Annotated in this window: 21 protein-coding genes; 8 read left to right on the top strand and 13 right to left on the bottom strand. The window is 58.3% G+C overall.

The annotated features are described in order from the left end of the window. The first annotated feature begins 63 nt into the window (after positions 1–63). Complete coding sequence (locus I1M21_RS09945) at positions 64–1,074, top strand: helix-turn-helix transcriptional regulator (protein ID WP_195192071.1); 1,011 nt, start codon at positions 64–66, stop codon at positions 1,072–1,074. Positions 1,075–1,081: 7 nt separating this feature from the next. Beyond that, positions 1,082–4,369: an ATP-dependent helicase gene (locus I1M21_RS01090; protein WP_195192072.1), complete on the top strand. Its 3,288-nt coding sequence runs from the start codon at positions 1,082–1,084 to the stop codon at positions 4,367–4,369. 24 nt (positions 4,370–4,393) lie between these two features. Here I1M21_RS01090 and I1M21_RS01095 read toward each other — a convergent pair whose 3' ends face one another. From I1M21_RS01095 to I1M21_RS01115, 5 genes are all read right to left on the bottom strand, one after another. Further along, positions 4,394–5,251: an HAD-IIB family hydrolase gene (locus I1M21_RS01095; protein WP_195192073.1), complete on the bottom strand. Its 858-nt coding sequence runs from the start codon at positions 5,249–5,251 to the stop codon at positions 4,394–4,396. 87 nt (positions 5,252–5,338) lie between these two features. Next, the gene (locus tag I1M21_RS01100; protein ID WP_195192074.1) at positions 5,339–5,677 is read right to left on the bottom strand and encodes a P-II family nitrogen regulator; all 339 of its coding nucleotides are present in this window, start codon (positions 5,675–5,677) and stop codon (positions 5,339–5,341) included. A gap of 209 nt (positions 5,678–5,886) precedes the next feature. Continuing rightward, positions 5,887–7,164, bottom strand: coding sequence for an ammonium transporter (locus tag I1M21_RS01105; protein ID WP_195192075.1), 1,278 nt, complete (start codon positions 7,162–7,164; stop codon positions 5,887–5,889). Between the two features lie 198 nt (positions 7,165–7,362). Beyond that, positions 7,363–8,382, bottom strand: coding sequence for a putative ABC transporter permease (locus I1M21_RS01110; protein WP_271762596.1), 1,020 nt, complete (start codon positions 8,380–8,382; stop codon positions 7,363–7,365). 3 nt (positions 8,383–8,385) lie between these two features. Next, positions 8,386–8,922 (bottom strand): HD domain-containing protein, encoded by a 537-nt coding sequence (locus tag I1M21_RS01115; RefSeq protein ID WP_195192076.1) that lies wholly within the window; start codon positions 8,920–8,922, stop codon positions 8,386–8,388. A gap of 228 nt (positions 8,923–9,150) precedes the next feature. Between I1M21_RS01115 and I1M21_RS01120 the strand changes: the two genes are divergently transcribed. The 6 genes from I1M21_RS01120 (at position 9,151) to I1M21_RS01145 (ending at position 15,904) form a co-directional block, all read left to right on the top strand. After that, positions 9,151–10,932: a 1-deoxy-D-xylulose-5-phosphate synthase gene (locus I1M21_RS01120; protein WP_195192077.1), complete on the top strand. Its 1,782-nt coding sequence runs from the start codon at positions 9,151–9,153 to the stop codon at positions 10,930–10,932. Between the two features lie 651 nt (positions 10,933–11,583). Further along, positions 11,584–12,579 carry a glutamate ABC transporter substrate-binding protein gene (locus I1M21_RS01125; protein WP_195192078.1) on the top strand — a complete coding sequence of 332 codons (996 nt, stop codon included), beginning with the start codon at positions 11,584–11,586 and terminating at the stop codon, positions 12,577–12,579. 138 nt (positions 12,580–12,717) lie between these two features. Next, positions 12,718–13,377, top strand: coding sequence for an amino acid ABC transporter permease (locus I1M21_RS01130; protein WP_006234894.1), 660 nt, complete (start codon positions 12,718–12,720; stop codon positions 13,375–13,377). Beyond that, positions 13,374–14,207, top strand: a complete 834-nt coding sequence (locus I1M21_RS01135) for an amino acid ABC transporter permease (protein ID WP_195192079.1) — start codon at positions 13,374–13,376, stop codon at positions 14,205–14,207. Before I1M21_RS01130 ends, I1M21_RS01135 begins: the two co-directional genes overlap by 4 nt. Positions 14,208–14,243: 36 nt before the next feature. After that, on the top strand, positions 14,244–15,008 hold the full coding sequence (locus tag I1M21_RS01140; protein WP_195192080.1) for an amino acid ABC transporter ATP-binding protein: 765 nt from the start codon (positions 14,244–14,246) through the stop codon (positions 15,006–15,008). An 86-nt stretch (positions 15,009–15,094) separates the two neighbouring features. After that, positions 15,095–15,904, top strand: a complete 810-nt coding sequence (locus I1M21_RS01145; RefSeq protein WP_195192081.1) for a gamma-glutamyl-gamma-aminobutyrate hydrolase family protein — start codon at positions 15,095–15,097, stop codon at positions 15,902–15,904. Positions 15,905–16,015: 111 nt separating this feature from the next. Here the strand turns inward: I1M21_RS01145 and I1M21_RS01150 are convergent, their stop codons facing one another. From I1M21_RS01150 to I1M21_RS01185, 8 genes are all read right to left on the bottom strand, one after another. Then, the gene (locus I1M21_RS01150; RefSeq protein WP_195192082.1) at positions 16,016–16,834 is read right to left on the bottom strand and encodes a hypothetical protein; all 819 of its coding nucleotides are present in this window, start codon (positions 16,832–16,834) and stop codon (positions 16,016–16,018) included. Further along, complete coding sequence (locus I1M21_RS01155) at positions 16,795–17,643, bottom strand: hypothetical protein (RefSeq protein ID WP_195192083.1); 849 nt, start codon at positions 17,641–17,643, stop codon at positions 16,795–16,797. The genes I1M21_RS01150 and I1M21_RS01155 overlap by 40 nt, the downstream gene beginning before the upstream one ends. Beyond that, positions 17,640–18,401 (bottom strand): ABC transporter ATP-binding protein, encoded by a 762-nt coding sequence (locus I1M21_RS01160; RefSeq protein ID WP_195192084.1) that lies wholly within the window; start codon positions 18,399–18,401, stop codon positions 17,640–17,642. Before I1M21_RS01160 ends, I1M21_RS01155 begins: the two co-directional genes overlap by 4 nt. A gap of 144 nt (positions 18,402–18,545) precedes the next feature. Then, positions 18,546–18,875 (bottom strand): helix-turn-helix domain-containing protein, encoded by a 330-nt coding sequence (locus tag I1M21_RS01165; protein ID WP_195192085.1) that lies wholly within the window; start codon positions 18,873–18,875, stop codon positions 18,546–18,548. Positions 18,876–18,883: 8 nt separating this feature from the next. Continuing rightward, positions 18,884–19,423 carry a hypothetical protein gene (locus I1M21_RS01170; protein WP_195192086.1) on the bottom strand — a complete coding sequence of 180 codons (540 nt, stop codon included), beginning with the start codon at positions 19,421–19,423 and terminating at the stop codon, positions 18,884–18,886. Between the two features lie 251 nt (positions 19,424–19,674). Then, complete coding sequence (locus I1M21_RS01175) at positions 19,675–20,031, bottom strand: Hpt domain-containing protein (protein WP_022094661.1); 357 nt, start codon at positions 20,029–20,031, stop codon at positions 19,675–19,677. 23 nt (positions 20,032–20,054) lie between these two features. Further along, positions 20,055–21,935, bottom strand: a complete 1,881-nt coding sequence (locus I1M21_RS01180; RefSeq protein ID WP_195192087.1) for a diguanylate cyclase — start codon at positions 21,933–21,935, stop codon at positions 20,055–20,057. A 211-nt stretch (positions 21,936–22,146) separates the two neighbouring features. Next, complete coding sequence (locus tag I1M21_RS01185; RefSeq protein WP_195192088.1) at positions 22,147–22,944, bottom strand: alpha/beta fold hydrolase; 798 nt, start codon at positions 22,942–22,944, stop codon at positions 22,147–22,149. Positions 22,945–23,126: the final 182 nt, after the last annotated feature.

The following is a 23,126-nucleotide window of genomic DNA, read 5'->3' on the forward strand; positions in this document are numbered from 1 at the left end:
AGTCCCAATAACGGGTCTTGTTTTGTATCTCCGGCTGATACCCTGCCGGCGAAAGGAGACAACGTGGCGAACAGACCAAATCAAAAGCTCCGGCTTCTGTTCCTGCTTAAAACCTTGATGGAAAAGACCGACAGCACGCACGGGCTCACAACGCAGCAGATTATCGAGGAGCTCGCCTATCACGACCTTGAGGCAGAGCGAAAGGCCATCTATCGCGATCTGCAAACGCTTCGCGACTTTGGACTCAACATCGACCAGCGCGGTGGCAAGGAATGGGCGTTGGTCTCACGCCCGCTCGACCTGCAAGAACTCATCATGCTTGTTGACGCCGTGCAGAGTTCGCCGTTTTTGACCGATGAGTTGACCGACCACCTCATCGGCAAGCTGCAGAGCCTCGCCAGCCTGGGCGAACGCGAGCTGATGCACAAACGCGTCGACGTGCCTTCGCGTGTGAAGATGCAAAACTCCGATGCCCTGCTCAACATCGACTTGATTCAGCAGGCTATGCGCGAAAAACGCAAGATTCGGTTTCGTTACTTCCACTACGACGCCGCCAAGCAAAAGGCCCTTAATCATGACGGAAAGACCTACGAGCTCACACCCGTGCGCCTTATCTACTCCGACGAGCTTTATTACATGATCGGGTTTCGAGATAAATGGGCTAATGCCGGCTCGGGTCATCAGCCGTTCACACCTTATCGCGTCGATCGTATGCTCGATGTTGCGGTGTCCGAGGAGCCCGCGACCAAAGATCCGCGCATTGCCGGCTATGTGCTCGAAGATCACGTCTCGCCATCATTTGGCGTGTATGCGGCGGACAAGACCACCGTGGTGCTGGAACTCGATGACCGCGCGATGAACCCGCTCATCGACAAGTTCGGGCTCGACGCCGTTGTGTTTGAGAACCAGGATGGGCGCTTGCTGGCGACCGTCAAAGCTCCGTTATCGCCGCAATTTTTTGGCTGGCTTTTGCAGCTCAGCACCTTCATTAAGATCGTTCAACCTCAAAGTGCCATCGATACGTATCTCGACTATCTCGATAGCACGCGTGCGCTCTACCAGGAAGACAGGTAATACTGCCATGAACATGACCCCCGAACTCATCGCATCGCTCGACCGGCTAAACCCCGAACAGCGCGAGGCCGTCGAATGCCTAGATGGTCCGCTGCTCGTCATTGCCGGCCCCGGCACCGGCAAGACGCAGCTGCTGAGCCTGCGCGCGGCGAACATCCTGGCCAAGCGCGATACCGCCCCGCGCAACATCCTCTGCCTCACCTATACCGAGGCGGGCGCGGAAGCCATGCGCAAGCGCCTGATTGAGCTGATCGGTCGCGACGCGTACGGCATCGAGGTCAGCACGTTCCACGGATTTGCGAGCAGCGTCAGGTCGCGCTATCCCGAGTACTTCACGCGCCCTTCGACCGACACGCTCGTCACGAGCCTGCACCAACAAGAGATCTTCGACCGCCTGCTCAAATCGCTGCCCTTTGGTTCTCCGTTAGGCGGAGGATCACCTGATATGCCTGCGCAAAACATCGGTAAGATGATCGGCTTTGTCTCCAAAATCAAACGCAGTGGCCTGAGCTACGACACGCTGAGCGCCATCGCGCAGCAGAATATCGACGCCGCCACCTGGCTCACCGAACATTCCGAGCTGCTTACACTTGTTTGCGGAAGGGCAAGCGCAACGCTGGCAGAGCATTTTGAGGAAGAGGTCGAGCGCGCCTGCGGTATGGCGCCAGCATCGCTCGCTCGCCCGGTCGAATGTCCCGCCGGCACGTATGTGCCCTTCATCCTTGAGCTGCGCGACACCGTTCGCCGCACCGAGCTTATTGACGAAAAGGGCAAGTCGTCGGGATACACTAAGGTGCGCGACAACTTCTTTGGCGGAAGCAACTCCCAAGGGCGTACGTTTAAGATTGCCGAGCAAAGCGAACGTCTTAAGGCTGCTTGCGACGTGGCACGCCGTTACCAAAACGAGCTCGATCAACACCATCTCTACGATTACGACGACATGATCGGCGATTTTGTTTACGCCGTTGAGTACAACGGCACACTGCGCCAGGCGCTCCAGGACACCTATACCTATATCCAGGTTGACGAGTTCCAGGACACCAATGGTGCCCAAATGCGCATCATCGAGCTGCTCTGCGATGGCGTTGATGCGCCCAATATCATGGCCGTCGGCGATGACGATCAGGCCATCATGCGTTTCCAGGGCGCCACGATCGAATGTGCCAACCAGTTTGCGGCCGAGTTCTCACCGCGGAACATCGTGCTCAAGACCAATTACCGCTCCACGCCCGCCATCGTTGAGCTTGGTCAAGCTATCGCCCAGCAAATCGAATACCGACTCGACGCCAGCTCGAATAAGTCAATCGAAGCCTTTAAGCCTCAAGGCGATCAGGTCAGCTTTAGCGAGAACGTCTATACCGGTAAAGCCGAGGAGTACGCCGCCGTCGCCGCAAGCATTAAGCAGCGGCTTGATAATCACTATCTCGATGAATGCGAAGATCCCAACGAAGGGATTGCAGTCATCTCCGCCAAACACGCCGCCCTGCGTTCGCTGATTCCCTTCCTCATCAAAGAGAATGTGCCGTTCTCCTATCGCGAGCGACAGAATCTCTTTGCCTCCGAGCGTATGCAGACGACGTTGACACTGTTGCGATGCGTCACCGCACTTGCACGCGGCCAGAAGGAACTCGCCAGCAGTTATCTTCCGCAGATTATCTGCGCGGCCGAGCTGGGCGGCGACCATCCGTCGTCTGTCGCTTTTGCGCTCAGCGCCAAGCGCGAGCACCACGGTGACTGGATGGCCGCCATGCGTGAGAGCGATAGCCCCCGCGTCAAGGAGCTGTACGACAACCTGATGCAGTGGGCGGCAGAGGCTGACGCCTCCCCCGTCAGAGCGCTGATCTTTAATATTGTCGAGCGCAGCCTTGGTTATTACCGGCATCGCAAGGAACAGGACCCGCTGGGGGTTGCCGAATTCAATGCCGGCATCCGCGCCCTGCTCGCGTTTGCCGAGGGCGAAATGGGAGATGCGCGCCGCATGGGTCGGACGCTTCGCCTGCCCGATATTGTCGACAAGCTCAATGCCGCTCAAAAGTTTGGCGTGAGCATCGATGCGTCGATCGACCTTGGCACGCCGGGGGCCGTTCGCCTTACCAGCGCCCATAGCTCTAAGGGCCTGGAATTCGACTGCGTCTATCTGCTTGATTCTGACGACTCAACCTGGCACAAGGGTGCCGGCGGCATGAGCTTGTATCCGACCAACCTGCTCATCCGCGACGAAAAGGATGACGATGATGCGCGTCGTTTACTGTTTGTCGCCATCACGCGCGCCAAACGTCATCTTGAGTTGTACCGTGCCGGCGGATCGACGCTGCAGGAGCTAACAGGGCTCATCGACTCTTGCGAAGTTTCCGTCGAGGCGGACCAACTCGGCGCTGCCATCGAAACCGAATGGCGCGACAACTATGTGTTCGATACACCCGAGCTCCGCGCGCTTTTGGAGCCTCACACCGACGTAAAACACCTCTCCGCCACAGCGCTCAACAACTTTGTGACCTACGAGCCTGGGTGTGCCAATAGCCAGCATTTCCCCGAAAAGCAAATCGTTCGCCTGCCCACCGCGCCCACGATTCAAACCGAATTTGGCACCATTGTTCACGCGATGTTCGAGGAGATCGTTAATCGAATGGCGGCCGATGGTGAAGTGGCAATTGAAGCCATCGAGGCCGAGTGCCGCCAGCAAATCTCGTGGCTCGATTTTACCCCCGAGGATGTCCATCGCTATTCGGAGCGCTTCGAGCGCATTTGTCATGTCTTCGTTCCTTGGCTTGTCGAGCACGTAGATGGTTACCGCTGCATCACAGAAGCGAATATGCAATGTCTAACTGCCGGCGGAACCCCACTCTTTGGCTTTCTCGATTTGCTCCTCGTTGACGATGCGGCCAAAACGGTGCAGATCGTCGACTACAAGACCGGCTTTGGCAAAGAGGTGCCAGCGGGCTATCATCGCCAGCTCAAGTTCTACAAACTGCTCGTCGAAGCTTCGCCCGAGTTTTGCGGCTACACCGTCACCTCCATGGGCGACTACTATGTGGAACCCGACAAGGCAACGGGAGAGCTACGCCCGCCGTTCTCGACGACCGCCAACGCCGATGACATTGCCGAGCTTGAGCAGCTTATTGACGCCGTATGGGCCCGCATTGAGCACGGTGCCTGGGATACCAGCGCTTTTGAGCAGAGCGATGCCTACGAGCTGGCCGTCGAGGAACAAAAGGGCTGCCGCAAAAAGGCCGACAAGACCGAGATCATGCAGCGCGCCTACGAGCGCTGGCTTGTCGAGAACTCCAGAATGTGACAAAGGGACTGTTCCTTTGTCACGTTATTCGATTACGGTGCGGGAGTTCTGCTCGTGCATGGTGGCGAGCATGTGCTTGGGGACAGCATGGGTCGTGCAGCTGCCGATGGTTGCACTTGCAGCAGCCTTGGCAGCATCGCTGCCATTCTTGGTGGCATAGCTGTGACGGAAACGCTTGAGCATTGCAATATCGTTGCCGCCGTCGCCGTAGACCGCGACCTCGTCCTCGGCGATACCGTAGTAGTTCGCCAGCCACGCCACGCTCTCGCCTTTGTTGCACGCCACGTCGGTGATCTCGAACATCACCGGGTCGAATGGCGCGTTGACCACACGGTCCGAACGCTCGGCCAGGTACGCCTTAAGGTCGCGCTCCAGCTCGGGTGAGGTCACGCGACAGTTGATCTTGCACACATCGTGGCGCAGGATGTCGCCGATTGACTGATCGAAATACTGCTCCTCGTGATACCCACCACGGGCGCGCATGCCGCGCATCACAATGCGTTTGATGGGACTGTCCTTCTTAAAGCCCGCCTGGTGCATCTCGAACGAGCCGCTCGAGAACATGCCATCGGGCGTGGAGCAATCAAAGCAAATGTCAGGGAACTCCTTGAGCAGCTCCTCGGTGATCTGTGGGTCGATGGTCCAGGTCTTGAGAACCTCGCCATGGCTGTCGCGCACGATGGACCCATTGGAGCAGCAGGCGTCAAGCGCCAGGCCCGTAAAGCCATGCTCACCAATCGGCAACGTCGAGCGCCCGGTCGCGGGAACCACATGCAGGCCAGCCTCGGTCAGCTCGCGAATGGCACGGCGGATGGTCCCATCTGCCTCGTGCAGGGCGTTCAGCAGCGTTCCGTCTAAGTCACTCGCAAACATCTTGATCATGGGCATGCCTCTCCTTCGCCTGCACGATATTGTAGACGAGAACGGGCGCGCCCCAAGAGAGGCACGCCCATCAGGCGAAAGATTGTCCTACACCGCGGCGGAGCCGTGTTCGCCGGTGCGGATGCGGATGACTTCCTCGACCGGCTCGACCCAAATCTTGCCGTCTCCAACGGCACCGGTGCGGGCGGCGTTGCAGATGATGTCGACAATTCCGTCGACGTGCTCGTCGGCGCAGATGAGGGTGAACTGCACCTTAGGAATCATGTTGACAAGCAACTCGTTGCCGCGCACGTATTCCTTCCAGCCATGCTGCGCGCCGCAGCCCTGCACCTGGTTGATAGTCATGCCACAAACATCGGCAGCAAACAGCGCATCTTTAAGAACCTCAAGCTTCTCGGCACGAACGATCGCCGTAATCTTCTTCATAGTGAATTCCTCTCAATAATCAACGTATCCCTTTACATGAGACGCGGGTTTTCCAAGTGCCGCAAACTAACCTCAGAAATCAAAAAAGTTCAACTGACTGGTCTTAGCAGGTTTCCCAAGTGCCGCAGATCGGCCTGAAAGAGGAGTGCCGCGTACTTAAGGTACGCAAACGACGATTGAAGGCCGAGGTGCGGTGCTTGGGGAAGCTGCTAATCGAGTCCCGAGAAGGAGGGGTAAGCACTCTCGCCGTGCTGACTCGCATCCAGGCCCAGCGCCTCGTCGGCCTCGTCCACACGCAGGCTGCCGTGGAACAGCGCCTTGACCACCGCGGCGATCACCAAATCGAGCACCAGCACAATAGCGACCGTCACCACAATGCCCAAAATCTGAGAGATGAGCAGTGAGACATCGCCCGTGTAGAACAGGCCACCCTTACCGGTCCACGAGAGCTCCGGCACGCAGAATAGGCCCGTGAGCACGCCGCCCAAGATGCCGCCGATACCATGACAACCGAACGCGTCGAGCGCATCGTCGTAGCCGAACTTGGTCTTAAGATGACTGATGGCCAGGTAGCAGACGGGCGAGACGATCAGGCCCATGACCAGCGCCGCCCACGGTTCGACAAAGCCCGCGCCCGGCGTGACAACCACAAGGCCCGCGACCAGACCGGTGCTGGCACCCACCAGCGTGGGACGACCGGTGTGCACGCGCTCGACGGCAAGCCACGAGACCATGCCCGCCGCGCTGGCCGTCACGGTGTTGAGGATGGCAAGCACAGCCACGGCGTCGGCCTTAAACTCGCTGCCGCCGTTAAAGCCGAACCAACCAAACCAAAGCAGACCGGCGCCCAGCGCCACAAACGGCACGTTATGCGGGCGATAGCTCACCATACCAAAACCGCGACGACGGCCGAGCATCAGACAGAGAATCAGGCCCGTCAGACCGGACGAGATATGCACCACGTCGCCGCCGGCAAAGTCCAGCGCGCCGATGATGTCGCCGATAAAGGAGCCCTCGCCGCCCCACACCATGTGGGCGAGCGGCGCGTAAACCACGAGCAGCCAAATGCCCAGGAAAGCCGCCATAGCGCCAAATTTAACGCGCCCGGCAAGGCTGCCCGTGACGATGGCGGCCGTGATCATGGCAAATGCCATCTGGAAGGCGATGTTGACAATCTCCGGGTAGACAGCACCGTCCGTCGCGGTGCCCTCGGCCGCCTGCAGCACCTGGTTGAGCACCGGCAGGCACAGCAGCTGGTCAAAGCCTCCAATAAACGGGCTGGAACCGTCGCCGCCGTAGGCCAGCGACCAGCCGGCCACAATCCACAGCACGCCCACCAGGCCAATGACTCCAAAGCACATGAGCATGGTGTTGATGACATTTTTGCGCCTAGACAGGCCGCCATAGAAAAACGCCAGGCCCGGTGTCATTAAAAACACGAGCATGGTGCAGATGAGCATAAACGTTGTCGATCCCGTATCGTACATTCGCTCCCCCTTGGTCGCATGAACGTTGTCGGCGCTCATGATGCGGCCGAGGAGCAACTGGTGTAGACCAGATACGGCGTTGTTAAACGCCGCGTTGTCGAATGGAAACGGTGCCGCAATCTTGGAAATGGCGCGGCAACGGACGCGAAACGAACGGGAAACGTGCGGGCGAAAGGGGCGCGCCCGGCCCGGCCCCGGCTAGCGACGGAACAGCTCGCGAGCGCGATCGCGGAGGTTGGTGGCTCGGATGACGCCTTCGTAGCGGTTGATGCGCAGGCGCGGGAAGGCATTGAAAAAGCGCAGGTCGCGGCGGCTGAGCGACACGCTCGGCACCGGACGACTCGCGCGTTTGCCGGCGCGGAGACGAGTAAGCGACGGACGCGGCATGCTCGGCGCTGCATCGGCAACACGGCGAGCGGCAAGCGCCAGGCCGCGAGCGCCGTCCGAGATAAACGTCGGCACCGAAGCCTTCTCGCGCAGGGCATCGAGCGCCGCATCGCCCAGCTCCGCCAGCCACGCGTTAACGGCACGACTGCGGATATGCGTCTGCGCCATCGAGTCAATCGTCGAATCGGGAATACGTTCGAGCATGGAGTCAGACGCATCGGCAAGCGACTCATTGATGCGGTCGGCAAGGTCGGCTCGGACGCGCTCCAGCTGATCGGACAGACGCCGCCAGCTCGCCAACGAGCACGCCGCGTCGACCATCATCGCGACCGCGACGATAAAGGCGGACAGCCGCACAATCAGCACCGGCAGATGGCCAAGCAGCCCCAGCAATGCCGGCTCCACCACGCGACAAATACACAACGCACCCAGGCCAAACGCGCAGGCCCAGTACAGGCAGATGCGCCCGTGCAGGTTAAACGGCAGATGCGAATAGTCCCAAAAGCGAGCGCCCGTTGTTTTTTCCAACAGCACGCCCACACTGTACTCAATCACGCTGCATACGAGCGCCGCAGCGACAAACTGGCTCGAGGCATCCGGAATCCCGCGCAACAGCAGCCAGCAGGCAATGCCGCCCGCGCCATAGATGGGGCAGCACGGTCCCAGCAAAAAGCCGCTGTTGGCAAAGCGCCCGTGGTTGAGCATGGCGCAGACTGTCGATTCCCATGCCCAACCGCAAAAACCGTAGAAGGCAAACGAGAGCACCAGCGCCGAGAGCGGGCAGGCGGCAAGCGTCGCGCCGCCAAACGCCATGTCGATCGCGGTCCCCACCGTCTACCCTCTCCTCTTTTCGCTCGATTCGCCGCTCACGCCATCGTCCGCCTCGTCCTTGCGCCGCAGACGACCGGCGACCGTCTCGCGCAGAGCACACCATTTATCCGCCAGGCACACAATCCATGCCTCACGACACGTCGGCGGCACTGGCACCAGCGGAAACATATGCCGCACGATGATATTCCGCTCGCGCGGCGTCAGCTCAAAATCTTCCTCGGCACGCGCCAGGGCAAAAAACGGGTGGCGAAAGCCATGCAGGCGATGGCTCGGGTCGGGATCGTGCCAATCGTAGAGAAAGTAATCGTGTAACAAGGCTCCGCGCAGCAACGAGGCGCGGTCGACCGAGACACCGACGCGGCCCAGGCGCTCGGCAAAGGACAGGCTCGCCCGCGCCACCGAGGTCACATGCGTATACACCGTCACATCGCCATGCTGGATAAACTCGCGCGTCAGGCCCAAGCGGCCCGTTTGGGCCAGCTGGCGAGCAGCATGGTCTACTTCGCACGCGATTTTCCCGGCACGAACGACATCAGACATGCTGTCTCCTTCCAGCGACTCACGGCGACAAGCTACGGCCTGTGCACAATCGATAAAAACATCATGGAACACATTAGTATGGCATCGGACAAAACGTTTTGCCCCACCAGTTGGCGAATTACCGCGCCGCCGTCACATATCAAACGCCAAAATGTGCGAGACTGTCTTGTGCAATTGTGCCGGCCGAGGGAGCGCCGGCGCTCGATTCGCATGGAGTAACCCACAACGATGCTGCTTACGCAAACGACAACGCCCGAGGACGTCAAGGCTCTTAATCGCGCCGAGCTCCCGCAGCTCTGCGGCGAGATCCGCCAGGCAATCCTCGAAAGCTCCGCCGCCGTCGGCGGGCACGTTGCCCCCAACTTGGGCGTCGTTGAGCTTACGGTTGCGCTTCATCGCGTGTTCAACTCCCCCATCGACAAGATTGTCTTTGACGTTTCGCACCAGACCTACGCCCATAAGGCGCTGACGGGGCGCGCGTACACTTATATCGATCCGGAGCGTTATGGTGAGGCTTCTGGCTTTGCCAATCCCGACGAGTCCGAGCACGACCTGTTCGCCATGGGCCATACCTCCACGTCGGTGAGCCTGGGCTGCGGCCTTGCCCACGCGCGCGACCTGGCGGGCGACACGTACAACGTCATTACCGTTATTGGCGACGGCTCGCTTTCGGGCGGTCTGGCGTTTGAGGGCTTTAACAATGCCGCCGAACTCGATAGCAACCTGATCATCATCGTCAACGATAACGACCAGTCCATTGCCGAGAACCATGGCGGCCTGTATCGCAATCTGGCCGAGCTGCGCGCCAGCAACGGCACCTGTGAGCGCAACGTTTTCCGCGCGATGGGGCTCGACTACCGCTACCTGGACGCCGGTAACGATGTGTTGGCCCTCGTCGACGCGCTACAGGAACTGCGCAATATCGATCACCCCATCGTGCTGCACGCCTCCACCGCCAAGGGCAAGGGCTTTGAGCCAGCCCAGAGCGACCCCGAGCGCTGGCACCACGTGGGTCCGTTTGACATGGCGACCGGGCGCAAGCTCTGCCCGGGCCATCCGAGCGAGCCTGCGCCGCGCACCTATGCCGACATTACGGGCGAGGCGCTCAGCGCCGCCATCGCGAACGACCCGCAGGTTGTCGCTATCACGGCTGCCACGCCCTATATCATGGGCTTTACGCCCGATCTTCGCGCCGCGGCAGGCAAGCAGTTTGTCGACGTGGGCATTGCCGAAGAGCATGCCGTCACCTTTGCCACCGCGCTCGCCAGCGCCGGCGCCAAGCCGGTCTTTGGCGCGTACGGCACGTTTTTGCAACGCGCCTACGACGAACTGTGGCACGATCTGTGCCTCAACGACGCCCCCGCAACCATCCTGGTGTTTGGCGCGTCGATTTTTGGCACCACGTCCGAGACGCACCTCTCGTTCTTTGATATTTCCATGCTGGGCGGACTTCCCAACATGCGCTACCTGGCACCGGTCTGCATGGAAGAATACCTGTCCATGCTGAGCTGGTCACTCGACCACCGCGAGCATCCCGTGGCGATCCGCGTACCGGGCATCGGCCTGGTAAGCCGCCCCGATCTGGCGCCCGCCGAGGGCACCGATTATGGCGTCGCGCGCTACGACGTCGTGCGTCAGGGTCGCGACGTTGCCGTACTCGCGCTTGGTGACTTCTTTGAACTGGGCGAGCGCGTGGCAAACCGCTTGGCTGCCGAGTACGGCATCGAGGCCACGCTCGTCAACCCGCGCTTTGCAACCGAGCTCGACCGCGAGTTCCTCGACAGCCTTGCCGCCGAGCATCGCGTTGTCGTCACCCTCGAGGACGGCATCTTGGACGGCGGCTGGGGCGAGCGCGTGGCGTGCTATTTGGCATGCACGCCGTTGCGCACGCGCACCTTCGGCATCGCCAAGGGCTTCCCCGACCGCTACGACCCCAACGAACTGCTCGCGCAGAACGGCATGACGGTCGAGAACATGGCCGCCGAAGCCGCAAGACTGCTCAACGAGTAGAAAAACCTCCGCAAGGGAAGCACCCCTGCGGAGGTTTTTGTTTTCGCGGCGCGATTATCTCGATCTGTAACATCTAGGGCCCGAATTCCCGTCTATCTGTTACAGATCGAGACAAAACGTCTTAGTCCCTGACCTTTGTCTCAATCTGTAACAGATAGAGACCTTTTGTCCGTCCAGATGTTACAGATCGAGACATTCGAATTCCCCTGAAGAGAAAATCTCGATCTGTAGCAGCTACTCGGCAAAAACGGCTGCAGATGTTACAGGTCGAGACAAAGCAGCGAGACAGGCCACCACATCTGCAAGAACCACCACAAAGGTGCCTGTCCCCTTTGTGGTGGTTTTAAGTCGTAGTCGGCGCGAAAAACGAATAACCGTTCATACGCGATCTCCTTACTTATATATGTGTCGCGCTGCCGCCATTATAGCGACCGCTGCGAGCGATCATGCCGTCTGCAAAGCGCTATCTCAGCTGCAATAATCGACGTTTGCCCAGATAAAACCTGCCAAAATAAACCTGTCCCTATTTGGAAGATAGAATTACCCATAAGGTAAGTATGTTTCTGAGTTATTTCGTGTTGACCCATTTGAGCGCGATAGGGTATAACTCTACTCAACCGCTAGGGATTTTATTGAGAAAGGTGTTCTACCATGAGCAAGAACCTCTCCCAGCAGGTCGTTCTCGACCGCCGCGGCTTTGTTGCCGCCACCTTCGCAACCGTCGCCGGCCTTGGTCTTGCCGGCTGCTCCGACACCAGCGCCGAGGCCGACAAGGGTTCCGCCGCCGGCTCCTCCAAGAGCTCCGAGGATACCGAGGCTTCCACCACGCTCGACGCTAAGGCATTCGACAAACTCGTCGACAACGGCCCCAAGGCCGATGACGACGCCATCGCCGCCAGCACCTGGGCCACGGCCGTTAAGGACGCCGGCGTCTTTAAGATCGGTAGCGTTCAGACTTCCACGCTCTTCTCCCTCCTCAACGAGAAGGACGGCAAGACCCGTGGCTTCGATGCCGGCATCGCGCAGCTTCTGTCCAACTACATCCTGGGCGAGAACAAGGTCGAGATCACCCAGGTGACCTCGGACACGCGCGAGTCCGTCCTGCAGAACGGCCAGGTCGACGCCGTCTTTGCCACCTACACCATCACTGACGAGCGCAAGAAGCTCGTCTCCTTTGCCGGCCCCTACTACTACACCCAGCAGGCCATCCTGGTGCTCGCCGATAACGACGACATCAAGAGCGTCGACGACCTGGCCGATAAGAACGTCGCCGTCCAGTCCGGCTCCAACGGCCCCGCCATCCTGGAGGAGTTCGCCCCCAAGGCCAGCCAGCAGGAGTTCAAGACCGACGAGGAGGCCCGCCAGGCACTCCAGCAGGGCCGCGTTGACGCCTACGTCATCGATAACAACATGCAGCAGAGCGCCCTGGTCCGCGAGCCCGGCAAGTACAAGATCGCCGGCAAGCCCTTCGGCAGCAAGGAGCCCTATGGCATCGGTCTGCCGCTCGATTCCGACGGCGTCGCCTTTGTCAACGACTTCCTTAAGAAGATCGAGGACGACGGCACCTGGACCAAGCTGTGGCAGATCTGCATTGGCGACCGTACGGGCGACACCAATGTTCCCGAGCTGCCCGAGGTCGGCGCCTAAGCGGCGAGCCTAGTAACGGCCGCAACGAAACCATACGGAAACGCACGATGCGCTTTATTGCGCTAAACTGTTTCCTCACTGAGTTGTCGGGGCTTCCGTACACACGGGAGCCCCTTTCCTTATCGGCAGGAGGTCCGCATGAGTCTCTCCGAGCTCTGGTCGCTCTATGGCCAGAACTATATCGACGCGTTGCTAGCAACCTGGGGCATGACGCTTGAGTCGTTTGCCATCGCCATGGTGCTGGCCGTCGCAGTCACCGTGATGCGCGTGTCGCCGCTCAAGCCGCTGCGCGTCTTTGGCGACCTGTATGTCCAGGTCTTCCGTAACATCCCCGGCATCGCACTGCTCATCATCGTCGTCTATGCGCTGCCGCCGCTCAAGGTCGTTCTGCCCTACCGCACCTGCGTTATCGTCGCCACGGTCCTTTTGGGCTCGGCCTTTGGTTCCGAGAACTTTATGAGCGGCATCAACACCGTTGGCGTCGGTCAGGTCGAAGCCGCACGTTCGCTCGGCATGAGCTTTAACCGTATCCTCGCCAAGATCGTGATTCCGCAGGCACTGCGCTCGAGCGTGCTGCCCATGACGAACCTCTTTATCGCCGTCATGCTCACTACCGCCTTGGGCAGTCAGGTGCCGCTTAAGCCGCAAGAGCTCACCGGCGTGGTGAGTTATATCAACACGCGCTCACTTGGCGGCGTTGCTGCGTTCTTTATCTCGGCGCTCGGCTACCTGGGCACGGCCTTTGTGGTTAGCCACATTGGCAACTACATCGATAAGAAGGTGAGGATCCTCCGATGAGTAAGCATTCCTCCCCTGCACTTACCATGCGCGATGCGCTCTACGAGGCTCCCGGCCCCAAGATGCGCGCCAAGATTCGCATCGGCACCGCCATCTCGCTTGTTGCCGTCGCCGCGCTCGTCGCCCTGGTGCTGCAGCGCTTTTATGTGACCGGCCAGCTTTCGGTCCACTATTGGTATTTCTTTACGCACCTCACCACCTGGAAGTTCTTGCTTGCCGGCTTTGAGGGCACCGTTAAAGTCGCACTTACCGCTGGCGTCATCGCGCTGGTGCTGGGCTTAGCCCTTATGCTCGGCCGCACCAGCGACATTAAGCCGCTGCAGTTGGTCTGCCGCGTGCTCACCGATTTCTTCCGCGGCGTGCCGAGCCTTCTGTTCATTTACTTCTTCTTTTTGGTGCTGCCCCAGTACAAGATTGCGCTGCCGTCGTTTTGGATGCTCACGCTCCCCGTCGCACTCGCTGCAGCCGGCGTGCTGGCCGAGATTTTCCGCGCCGGCGTCAACGCCGTGCCGCGCGGGCAGGTCGAGGCGGCCCAGGCGCTCGGTCTCTCCAAGGCTAAAATCACCTTTAAAATCGTGTTGCCGCAGGCCATTCGATTTATTATTCCGTCGTTGATTTCGCAGCTTGTGGTCGTCGTCAAAGACACCACCGTCGCCTACGTGGTGAGCTACCCCGACCTCATGCAAAATGCCCGCGTGCTCATTACCAACTACGACGCCCTCGTGTCGGTCTACCTGGTAATCGCGGTCATCTACATCCTCATCAACGTCGCGATTAACAAAGCCGCTGTCTACGTTTCGCACAAGACCGGTGCGACCATCATCCGCTAACGATTTGCCATTTCCAGTCATAAGGAGCCGAGCACCATGGCACAGAGCACTTCTACTTCTGGCAATCAGCCGCTTATCGAGCTCAAGCATGTCGATAAGCACTATGGCGATCTGCACGTCCTCAACGACATCAATCTCTCGGTCGACCGCGGCGAGGTCGTCGTCGTGATTGGCCCCTCGGGTTCGGGCAAGTCGACCATGTGCCGCACCATCAACCGCTTGGAGACCATCGACTCGGGCGAGATCCTCATCGAGGGCGAGCCCCTGCCGCAAGAAGGCAAGGATCTTGCCCGTATGCGCGCCGAGCTGGGCATGGTGTTCCAACAGTTCAACCTGTTTGCACATATGACGGTGCTGCAGAACGTCATGCTGGGACCGGTCGACGTGCTGGGCGTGTCCAAAGAGGAGGCTCGTGAGCGCGCCATAGACCTGCTGAGCCGCGTGGGCGTGGCCGAGCAGGCCGACAAGGTACCCGCACAGCTTTCGGGCGGCCAGCAGCAGCGCGTGGCCATCGCCCGCTCGCTCGCCATGCAGCCCAAGGCCATGCTTTTTGACGAGCCCACGAGTGCCCTTGACCCCGAAATGATCAACGAGGTGCTCGAGGTCATGGTCCGTCTTGCCCAGCAGGGCATGACGATGATCGTCATCACGCACGAGATGAACTTCGCCCGCCGCGTAGCAGACCGCGTCGTCTTTATGGCCGACGGCCAGATCGTGGAAACCGGCACGCCCGACGAGTTCTTCGACCACCCCCAGACCAAGCGTGCCCAGGACTTCCTCAACTCCATCAAGGGCCACTAGCCCAATTGCCAGCGGGGCAAATTCATCAGTAACGTTTGCCCCACGCCACCTTGTGCCATGTCCACCCGGATTCGAAAGCTACACCTATGATCGGAACTCGCACTTCATCGTCATACACCCCGCACGTCGACGTCGCCAGCGCCGACCGTCCGCTCATCCTCGTCGCGCCGCGTTGGGAAGAAGCGAAGCCGTTTTTGAGCGAGACGCTCTCCCCCAACGAGGAAATCGCCAGCGTCTTTGTCGATGCCATTCTTGCCGCCGGCGGCCTGCCGCTGCAGATGTCCATCACCGAGGACATTGAGGCCATCCGTCATTACGTCGATATCGCCGACGGCATCGCCATTCCCGGCGGCCCCGATGTCAATCCCAAACGTTGGGGCGATGATCGACCCTACGACCCCACCCTCTGCTGCGAGATCCGCGATAGCTTTGAGTTTAAGCTGGTCGGCGAGGTGCTCCGCGCCAAAAAGCCGCTCTTTACCACCTGCCGCGGCACGCAGTTGCTCAATGTCGCCACTGGCGGCACCCTGTGCATGGACGTGCCGAGCCTGGGCGCTCGTGAGGGCCGCACGCAGTGGCGCCATACCCACGTGCTCAACGATCCCGTGCATCCCGTCGAGGTCGTACCGGGCTCGCTGCTCGACCGCGCGGTTGGCGGGCACAGGCTGATCCAGACCAGCTCGGCACACCACTGCTGCGTCGATCGTCTGGGTAAAAGCACGCGCTTAGTCGCCAAGGCAACCGATGGCGTGCCCGAGTGCATCGAAGTCGAGGGCCAGCCGTTCTGCCTGGGCGTGCAATGGCATCCCGAGTACACCTGGCAGACGCTCGAGACCGACTTTAATCTGTGGAAGTCGTTTGTCGAGGCGGCGGCCAAGGTAAAGCAGGCCCGCTAGCTCGCAAGCCACACAAGTTAAAGTCTCCTAAACCAGCGGGGGGGCTGACACCAGCACGGTGCCCGCCCCCCTGTATTTGGTATGCTCGGTATGATTATTCCTCACAAACAATCAAAGAAATCTCGACCGCAATCGGTCTACGGTAAAGCAAATGGTAAAAACGCTTGCTACGTTAATTAGGCAGTCAATTAAAATCGAAACGCATTGACCGTCCCCCAACGGGGTCACGCCGCAAATCCACATGAGCATCGAGGACGGAAGCGGAAGCATGGAATTGGCCCCGAGCTGTATGTAGATCGCCACGACGTTGACAAGCAGCAGCATGCCAATCGGACCGATGCCGGACCCAAAATAGGAAACAACGATTACGCAAGAAACCACGTATGCAAGGCAGGCAGCGGCGGCAAGAACAAGTCGATAGCAAAAAATATTCAGGTTGAAATACTGCTGAGCATCCAAAACGATCGCGCAGTTAAGACAGTACAAAACGACACTCGTCAGGATAAACGCGCCCAAAAGGGCAAAAGAAGACAGCACCACTCGCGCAACGATAGCGCACACACGCTTCTCTCCCCGAGCCTCCGACAACCCCCACGGCTCCTCGACAAAGCCCGAGCTGACAAAGCGCGGCACGATACAAGCCGCGATGAACGGAAAGAACAATGCATGAGCCAACGGGGCTACGTTGAACAGCAGACCGCGAAAAACCTCTGCATTACCAAATAGAAGGACATCCTCCGCCGATAACCGAAGCGTCGGGTCTGGGAAAAAGCCCAAGAAACTGTTCTCACGGAGGCTACAGAACCACATCGGGAAAGAATCAAGCTGCAATACCACCATGTACGCATAAACTACCAGGATTAAGGCGTACGCCCATTTGCTCACATGCTTCAATTCTGACTGGAGAAGTCTTTTAATCTGACGAGCCATTGAGCACACCCCCCAGCGCGAAAGCTCACGAGAGCGTAAATCAATACCGATAGACAGCTGGCTGCCACGCCATATTCCAGAAGTGTCAGCTGACCCATATCGCTATACCCAAGGGCACATCCGACTCCAAGGTACGGCCCTGGAAGGAGGAAGATCCATCGCAAGGATGGTATGGGCGCCTGGAGGGAAGTCCCGTAGAGCGTCAAGCTCATGACAAATCCAACTATTAGCACAGCCCCGCTCAATACAGCGCTGCCTGTGATCCGATAGATGGTCACCGTCTCCAGCGCAACCGATATCACCAATACGGCGTTGATCATCATTGCAGGCAAAAATGCAGTTAGCATGTCGTGCGAGTAGTTATGCCCTCCACGTATTATGGCTATTGCAAAAAGAAGAAGGCAAAGCGCACTATATGCTGCGCCAATTATTAAAGCAGACGAAAGCACATGTGCTAGGGCCCCATTAAAGCGGGTAAGACCTCTTGCTGAAGAAATTCGGTATCCCTCTTCATAGCCGCGCTCCTGTAAAATCGCCAGGCAAACGATGAGCGGAACGAACAGAGAGGTGCCGGCAAAAGCACTGCGCACAAGGGACTCATCGGGTGCAGAAGGATCGATTAGATTCCAGAGGAAACCAATATCCTCCCCAAAAACGCTATTGCCAAAGGCGAGCAACGTTGTTCCGTTTTTTAGAAAGACACCGAAGAGAAGGCCGAACGCCAGCATAAGCGCAAGACCAAACTTCGCCGGAAACATCCGCTGCAAACGCATCATATCTGCCTTTATGGGATGGATCGCCCGCTTCATAGCGAGACCGCCTTCATCAAGCGCCTGTAATACTCTTTTAGGGATGGCGCCTCATCCCCTATGACGTCCATCGATTCCTTTTTCAGCAGTTCGCCGTCATGAAGAAACAGGCAGCTTGTTGCAACCGATGCCAGCTCATCCAAGTCGTGGCTAGAGATAAGCATAGTTTTGCCCTGCTCCCGATTCAATCGACCGATAAGGGTCCATATACTCTCGATGCCCAACGGATCCAATCCATTTGCCGGCTCATCGAAAATTAGTATGTCGGTGTCGCCCAACAAAGCCGTAGCTATATCCAGTCGCCGTTTCATTCCCAGAGAAAAACTGCTCACGCTCTTTTTCTCATCGGCATCCAGCCCGACTAGGCTCAAAACGCGGGGAATCTCACGATTCTCATCAAGCCCCCATTCCGCACATCGGATTTGAAGATTCTCAACCGCGCTGAGAGATTGGTATGCTCCGCTGGAATCTGGCACATAGCCGACACGCGTCCGCATCAGGCTCAGCTCTTTTTTCGACTTGCCTCCAAAGAGCTCCACGCTCCCCGACGATGGCTCACAGATGCCCAAGACGATTTTAATTAGCGTGCTTTTGCCCGCACCGTTTGCACCGACAAGGGCACAGAGCTCAGACTGATGCACCTCGAAGGAAACGTCATGCAAAACGCGCCGTTTCCCGTAGCGCTTTGACAGCTTTGATAGCTTTATCGCTGATGCGTTCATTGTCCTCCTGTTCTGCTTGATAGGAAAACCGCTCATATCGTTCCTTCTTTCCTTTATCGTTTTCCATAGTTGTTATTGTTTTTCGATAACTCATATTTGTCAAGATAATCTAAAGGAAGGGACCCGTGTTAGACACGGGTCCCTTCCCGCTGATACTTCGTTTTAGTTGTTCGCCTTAAGCTACTCGTCACTCAAATCGACAGCAAAGACTGATGTCGGAAGCGACGCCTCATTGCCTCCGCCGTCCCGCATCTGTCTCACGACATTTTTTGCGCGCTCGACAATAAGCTCCTCAAGCCCTTTCTCGCTCACGCGCTGAATAATATCTCCCGGTTGACAATCAAGCTCATCACAGATATCGAGAAGCGTCTTTAGGCGAATAGCTTTTATCTTTCCGTTTCTAAGCTTTGAAATATTAGCCGGAGTATGCCCCGTCGCCCGAATCAGATCAGCGCTGGTCTTTCCGGTCTTAAGCAGCTGCGTCTCAAGCTCGATGATGAGATAGCTCATGTTTCCTCCTACACAAGCTCGTCAGACTGCTCTTGGAGCAGCGAGGCATAACTCCAGATCGCCGAGATAAACAAACAGACAACTGCGCCGATAAACGACCCCGTATCAAAGGTAGCGCCTTGGCAAATCTCAATAACGAAGGAATGAGGCACGATGTAAAGCTCCAGTCCGCCAATGGTGAGATTGACCGATCCATAGGCACCAACAAGCGAAACCGCGGCGTTAACAGCAAAGGCAAGCGCGAGAACACGGATAAGCCGCACATGCGTCTTGGTAAAGGGCGAGACGCCTCGCGAGATGTTACGGCTGATCCCGCACAGAACGACAAGCGAAATACCCACGACGAGTGCCAGGCACAGTCCGCTTGGGATAACGATGCACCCGCCATTGAGAAGCGTCACGACACCGAAAGCATCGACAGAAGCAACGTTTGCAACCGCATACCAGATCACGTAAACAACCAACGCGGCAAAAGCGACGAGCATCCCTGCAAAAACGGCTGCCATGCAAAAACCAAGCTTCCTGATATTTTCGCCCGCCTTGGCCATACGCTGAACGCTGTTGGACATACACTCACCCTCATCGACTCTATCGTTATTCGAACAGTTTATCGAACAACGATATGGATTGCATGCGGAAAGCCCTGCCAGTGCGCATAGGCCATTCACTAATCAGAAAGGGTGAGAGTGGATTTTTGGACACGTATCGAACGAGAGTGGATAATCTCCCACTTTGAGGCCGCCACCGGGCCTAAAACGGGAGATTATCCACTCTCATAGTCATCAAAGCACGCAAGCTTTTATTCAGCCGTCTCGCGCAGGGCCGACATCGTAGCCGCATATTGCTGCTGCAACGCATGCATTCCCTCGCGAGCGCCGTCAACGGCATCGGCGCCGCGCAGTGCTTCGGTCACCACAACCGCCGGCTCGTACAGATTATCGAATCCCAGGTTCTGGCTCACGCCCTTGAGCGTGTGCGCTGCCATAAACGCACCTTCGGCGTCTCCTGCCGCCATGGCGGCCTCCAGCTTGTCCATGCTCTCGTCATCTAAAAACTTGAGGGCAAAGCGGGCAAGCATTTCCTCGCCCATCAGCCGAGCGCACGCGTCATCATAATTAGCGCCGATCTTCTCATACGCCTCACGCATGGAAATCATGGATTAAAACTCCTTTGGTCAAACTAAATCGTGGGAAACGCGACAACGTCGGCGGGGCGTGCCAACGTCTCGGCAATATGGTCTTGCACCTCGAGCAAGCAGTCGAGCAACAGCGGGTTAAAGGTGCCGCACTTACCGTCCAGGATCATCTGGATCGCCTCCTTGTGCGGGATAGCGTCTTTGTATACGCGCACGCTCGTCAGGGCATCGTACACGTCGGCCACCGAAACCACCTGTGCGGCAATGGGAATTTCGTCGCCCTTAAGGCCATCGGGGTAACCCTTGCCGTCCCAGCGCTCGTGGTGCCAACGCGCAATCTGGTACGCATATTCCATAAGCGCATTGCCGGCGTGATGGCTACCCAGCTCACGCAGCATGTCGGCGCCGATCGTGGTATGCGTCTTCATAATCTCGAACTCCTCGGGCGTAAGGCGTCCGGGCTTGTTGAGAATCGCATCGTCAATCGACATCTTGCCGATATCGTGCAGCGCCGAAGCCAGGGCGATCGTGGAGCGTTCCTCATTGTCGAGGAAGATCGTGCCGCTACGCTGGACCAGACAGCCAAGCAGCAGCTCGGTCAGCTTCTCGATGTTCGTAACGTGCCTGCCGCTCTCGCCGTTGCGAAGCTCCATGACGCCGGCCATGATGTCGATGAGCATGCGACTGTTCTTGACGCGCTCGTTGTACTGCTGGGACAGCAGGTTCGTCAGGCGGCGCTGTTTGGCGTATAGGCGGATGGTGTTGCTTACACGGCGGCGCACGACACGGGAGTCAAACGGGCGGTTGATATAGTCCGAGGCGCCCAGCTCGTACGCGCGCAGAACCATATCATCGGAATCTTCGCTCGAAATCATGATGACAGGCAGATTGTCGATACCCGATCGACGCGACAGATCGGCCAGCACCTCAAAGCCGCTTATGCCCGGCATGACAATATCCAGCAGCACGAGCGACAACTCATCGCCATAGCGATCGACCATGTCGAGCGCCGTACGACCGTTATCGGCCTCGAGGATGCAATACTCGTCCTTGAGCATCTCGTTGAGAATGGCTCGGTTCATCTCGGAGTCATCGATAATAAGCACCAAAGGCTTTTCGCTTTGGAAGGCCTCGATGGAATCAGCATCGGTCACGACCGTACCGGCTTTTGCCTTAGCGCGGCTCAGTAACTGGACAGCGCGGCCAACTCCCTCATCGACCGTCTCGCCATGAATGCGAACGCCACCAACACATGCCGTCAAGCTCACGTACTCATGGCCCGGAACAATCGTGGCATGAACGGCATCGGACACCTGATGCAGGCGACGGGTGAAGTCATCGGAGGGAATATTGGGCATGACGACCACAAACTTGTCGCAGCCATAGCGCACAAGCTCGTCAGTCGAACGAATTCCGCTGCGTATGGCCGTCGCCACAGCACCGAGCGCAAGGTCGCCGGCATGACGGCCACACGTATCGTTGAAGACCCTAAAATCATCAAGGTCGATCACCGCAACGCCGGCATTCATGCGGGCGCTACGGAGCTTTTCCTCGTAATATCGGCGATTGCGCACACTCGTCAGCACGTCGGTGTAGACGAGGTCCTCTTCTGCAGCCTCTTGCTCATCGATCGGACGCACCATCAGCAGGACGTGAGGCTCGCCCTCGACCTTCAGAGGGCGCAGGCGAGCGCGGTACTCGGTACCATCATTGAGCAGCTGCTCCGATACATCATCGGAACCCGCCAAGGCCTCAAGACTTGACTGACGTAGACAAGGGCACCGATTGCCGGCGAGCAGGCAGTTAGGCTCGCTCTTAATCTGATCGGCCGACAGCAAACGCACCACGGGGTAGGTCTTCGCGACGCGGGCGACCTCGGCGGCAGCCTCCTCGTCGGTTAGATTGACCTCGTGATTATTGAGCATATGGGGCCCTTTCTATCGTTACGCACGGCAACGGTGCATATCAATTGGTACAAGGGTAGCATCTAACAGCTGAAGGCAAACGCGCGATTATCGTTACATTTTTATGACTTGGCAAACGGCGGTAATGGAGCCGCGGGCACGCGGTTATGGGCGCATTCGTTAACAATGACGAAACGCTAACAGCCCCTCTGCCCGCAGGTCATCGAGCGTGCTAACGCTCCAAGACATCGCGAACGGCGTTTGCCGCCGTAACGGGACGATCGCGCAGACCGTTATGCGCGCCCGGGATCGTCACAAGGGGGCAATCGAGATATTCGGCAGCCGCTCGCGTGCCAGCCTCGCGAGGTGTATCGACCGAAAGCTCGCCCAAAAACACGGCCGACACCGCCTTTGACGCGCGGGCGCGCTCCCAGTCGGGAGCATATGTCATATTTGTTCCGTATTCATTGGCCATAAAGCAACGACCATTGCGCAGGGCATGTTTGGCTTCCGCTTCGGTCGTCCCGGGAGCCTCGGGGTCCAAGTCGCCGAGGGCTCCCAAGAAAAGCCGGAGCGCCCTTGAAACCTTTCCAGCCGCAATCATATCGAGCAAAACCGGAGCTGCGCCCATGCCGACGCCTTCGGCCGACACAGCCGGCTCATGCAGAATCGCACGGGCGACGAGATGGGGTTCGGTGCGAAGAAGCTCCAGCGCCACCAACGTACCGGCGCTATGCGCAAGCACATTTGCCGGAGCGCCAACGTGTTCGATCACGGCTTGCAGGTCGGCGGCCTGAGCGGCAAGATCATAGCTGCCGTCTGCCGCATCACTGCTGCCACCGCAGCCGCGGCGGTCGTAGGCAATTACGCGGTAGTTGCGGCTGAGCTCACAAGCGATACCGTCGAAAAATGTGCCGTCGACACAAGCGCCGTGCACGCACACCAAGGCAGGAGTATCAGGCGACACATCTGGGCCGGCATATTCGCGACAGGCAATCGTGGTGCCCGCATTCTCGACCGTAAAATCCATGTTGTGCCCCCATCATCAACGCTCATCCGGTTGCACGTCAGTGCGGTTGGATGGACCCGTATTGCCTTACGCCTTGTTAACAGATTAACTGTACCCGACCCGAGGCTTTTCATGGCACCGCATAATGAGCGACGTGAAAAAACGAAACTTGTAAAGCAAGAGCCCGCACCTTGCTTTGGAGC

Source organism: Collinsella aerofaciens, assembly GCF_015546965.1.
Taxonomy (GTDB): Bacteria; Actinomycetota; Coriobacteriia; order Coriobacteriales; family Coriobacteriaceae; genus Collinsella; species Collinsella aerofaciens_X.

What these genes read in the sequence shown, in the direction of transcription:
- I1M21_RS01090 (WP_195192072.1), top strand. Translation starts at nt 1,082, where the DNA reads ATGAACATGACCCCCGAACTCATCGCATCGCTCGACCGGCTAAACCCC.
- I1M21_RS01095 (WP_195192073.1), bottom strand. Translation starts at nt 5,251, where the DNA reads ATGATCAAGATGTTTGCGAGTGACTTAGACGGAACGCTGCTGAACGCC.
- I1M21_RS01100 (WP_195192074.1), bottom strand. Translation starts at nt 5,677, where the DNA reads ATGAAGAAGATTACGGCGATCGTTCGTGCCGAGAAGCTTGAGGTTCTT.
- I1M21_RS01105 (WP_195192075.1), bottom strand. Translation starts at nt 7,164, where the DNA reads ATGTACGATACGGGATCGACAACGTTTATGCTCATCTGCACCATGCTC.
- I1M21_RS01115 (WP_195192076.1), bottom strand. Translation starts at nt 8,922, where the DNA reads ATGTCTGATGTCGTTCGTGCCGGGAAAATCGCGTGCGAAGTAGACCAT.
- I1M21_RS01120 (WP_195192077.1), top strand. Translation starts at nt 9,151, where the DNA reads ATGCTGCTTACGCAAACGACAACGCCCGAGGACGTCAAGGCTCTTAAT.
- I1M21_RS01125 (WP_195192078.1), top strand. Translation starts at nt 11,584, where the DNA reads ATGAGCAAGAACCTCTCCCAGCAGGTCGTTCTCGACCGCCGCGGCTTT.
- I1M21_RS01130 (WP_006234894.1), top strand. Translation starts at nt 12,718, where the DNA reads ATGAGTCTCTCCGAGCTCTGGTCGCTCTATGGCCAGAACTATATCGAC.
- I1M21_RS01135 (WP_195192079.1), top strand. Translation starts at nt 13,374, where the DNA reads ATGAGTAAGCATTCCTCCCCTGCACTTACCATGCGCGATGCGCTCTAC.
- I1M21_RS01140 (WP_195192080.1), top strand. Translation starts at nt 14,244, where the DNA reads ATGGCACAGAGCACTTCTACTTCTGGCAATCAGCCGCTTATCGAGCTC.
- I1M21_RS01145 (WP_195192081.1), top strand. Translation starts at nt 15,095, where the DNA reads ATGATCGGAACTCGCACTTCATCGTCATACACCCCGCACGTCGACGTC.
- I1M21_RS01150 (WP_195192082.1), bottom strand. Translation starts at nt 16,834, where the DNA reads ATGGCTCGTCAGATTAAAAGACTTCTCCAGTCAGAATTGAAGCATGTG.
- I1M21_RS01155 (WP_195192083.1), bottom strand. Translation starts at nt 17,643, where the DNA reads ATGAAGCGGGCGATCCATCCCATAAAGGCAGATATGATGCGTTTGCAG.
- I1M21_RS01160 (WP_195192084.1), bottom strand. Translation starts at nt 18,401, where the DNA reads ATGAGCGGTTTTCCTATCAAGCAGAACAGGAGGACAATGAACGCATCA.
- I1M21_RS01165 (WP_195192085.1), bottom strand. Translation starts at nt 18,875, where the DNA reads ATGAGCTATCTCATCATCGAGCTTGAGACGCAGCTGCTTAAGACCGGA.
- I1M21_RS01170 (WP_195192086.1), bottom strand. Translation starts at nt 19,423, where the DNA reads ATGGCCAAGGCGGGCGAAAATATCAGGAAGCTTGGTTTTTGCATGGCA.
- I1M21_RS01175 (WP_022094661.1), bottom strand. Translation starts at nt 20,031, where the DNA reads ATGATTTCCATGCGTGAGGCGTATGAGAAGATCGGCGCTAATTATGAT.
- I1M21_RS01180 (WP_195192087.1), bottom strand. Translation starts at nt 21,935, where the DNA reads ATGCTCAATAATCACGAGGTCAATCTAACCGACGAGGAGGCTGCCGCC.
- I1M21_RS01185 (WP_195192088.1), bottom strand. Translation starts at nt 22,944, where the DNA reads ATGGATTTTACGGTCGAGAATGCGGGCACCACGATTGCCTGTCGCGAA.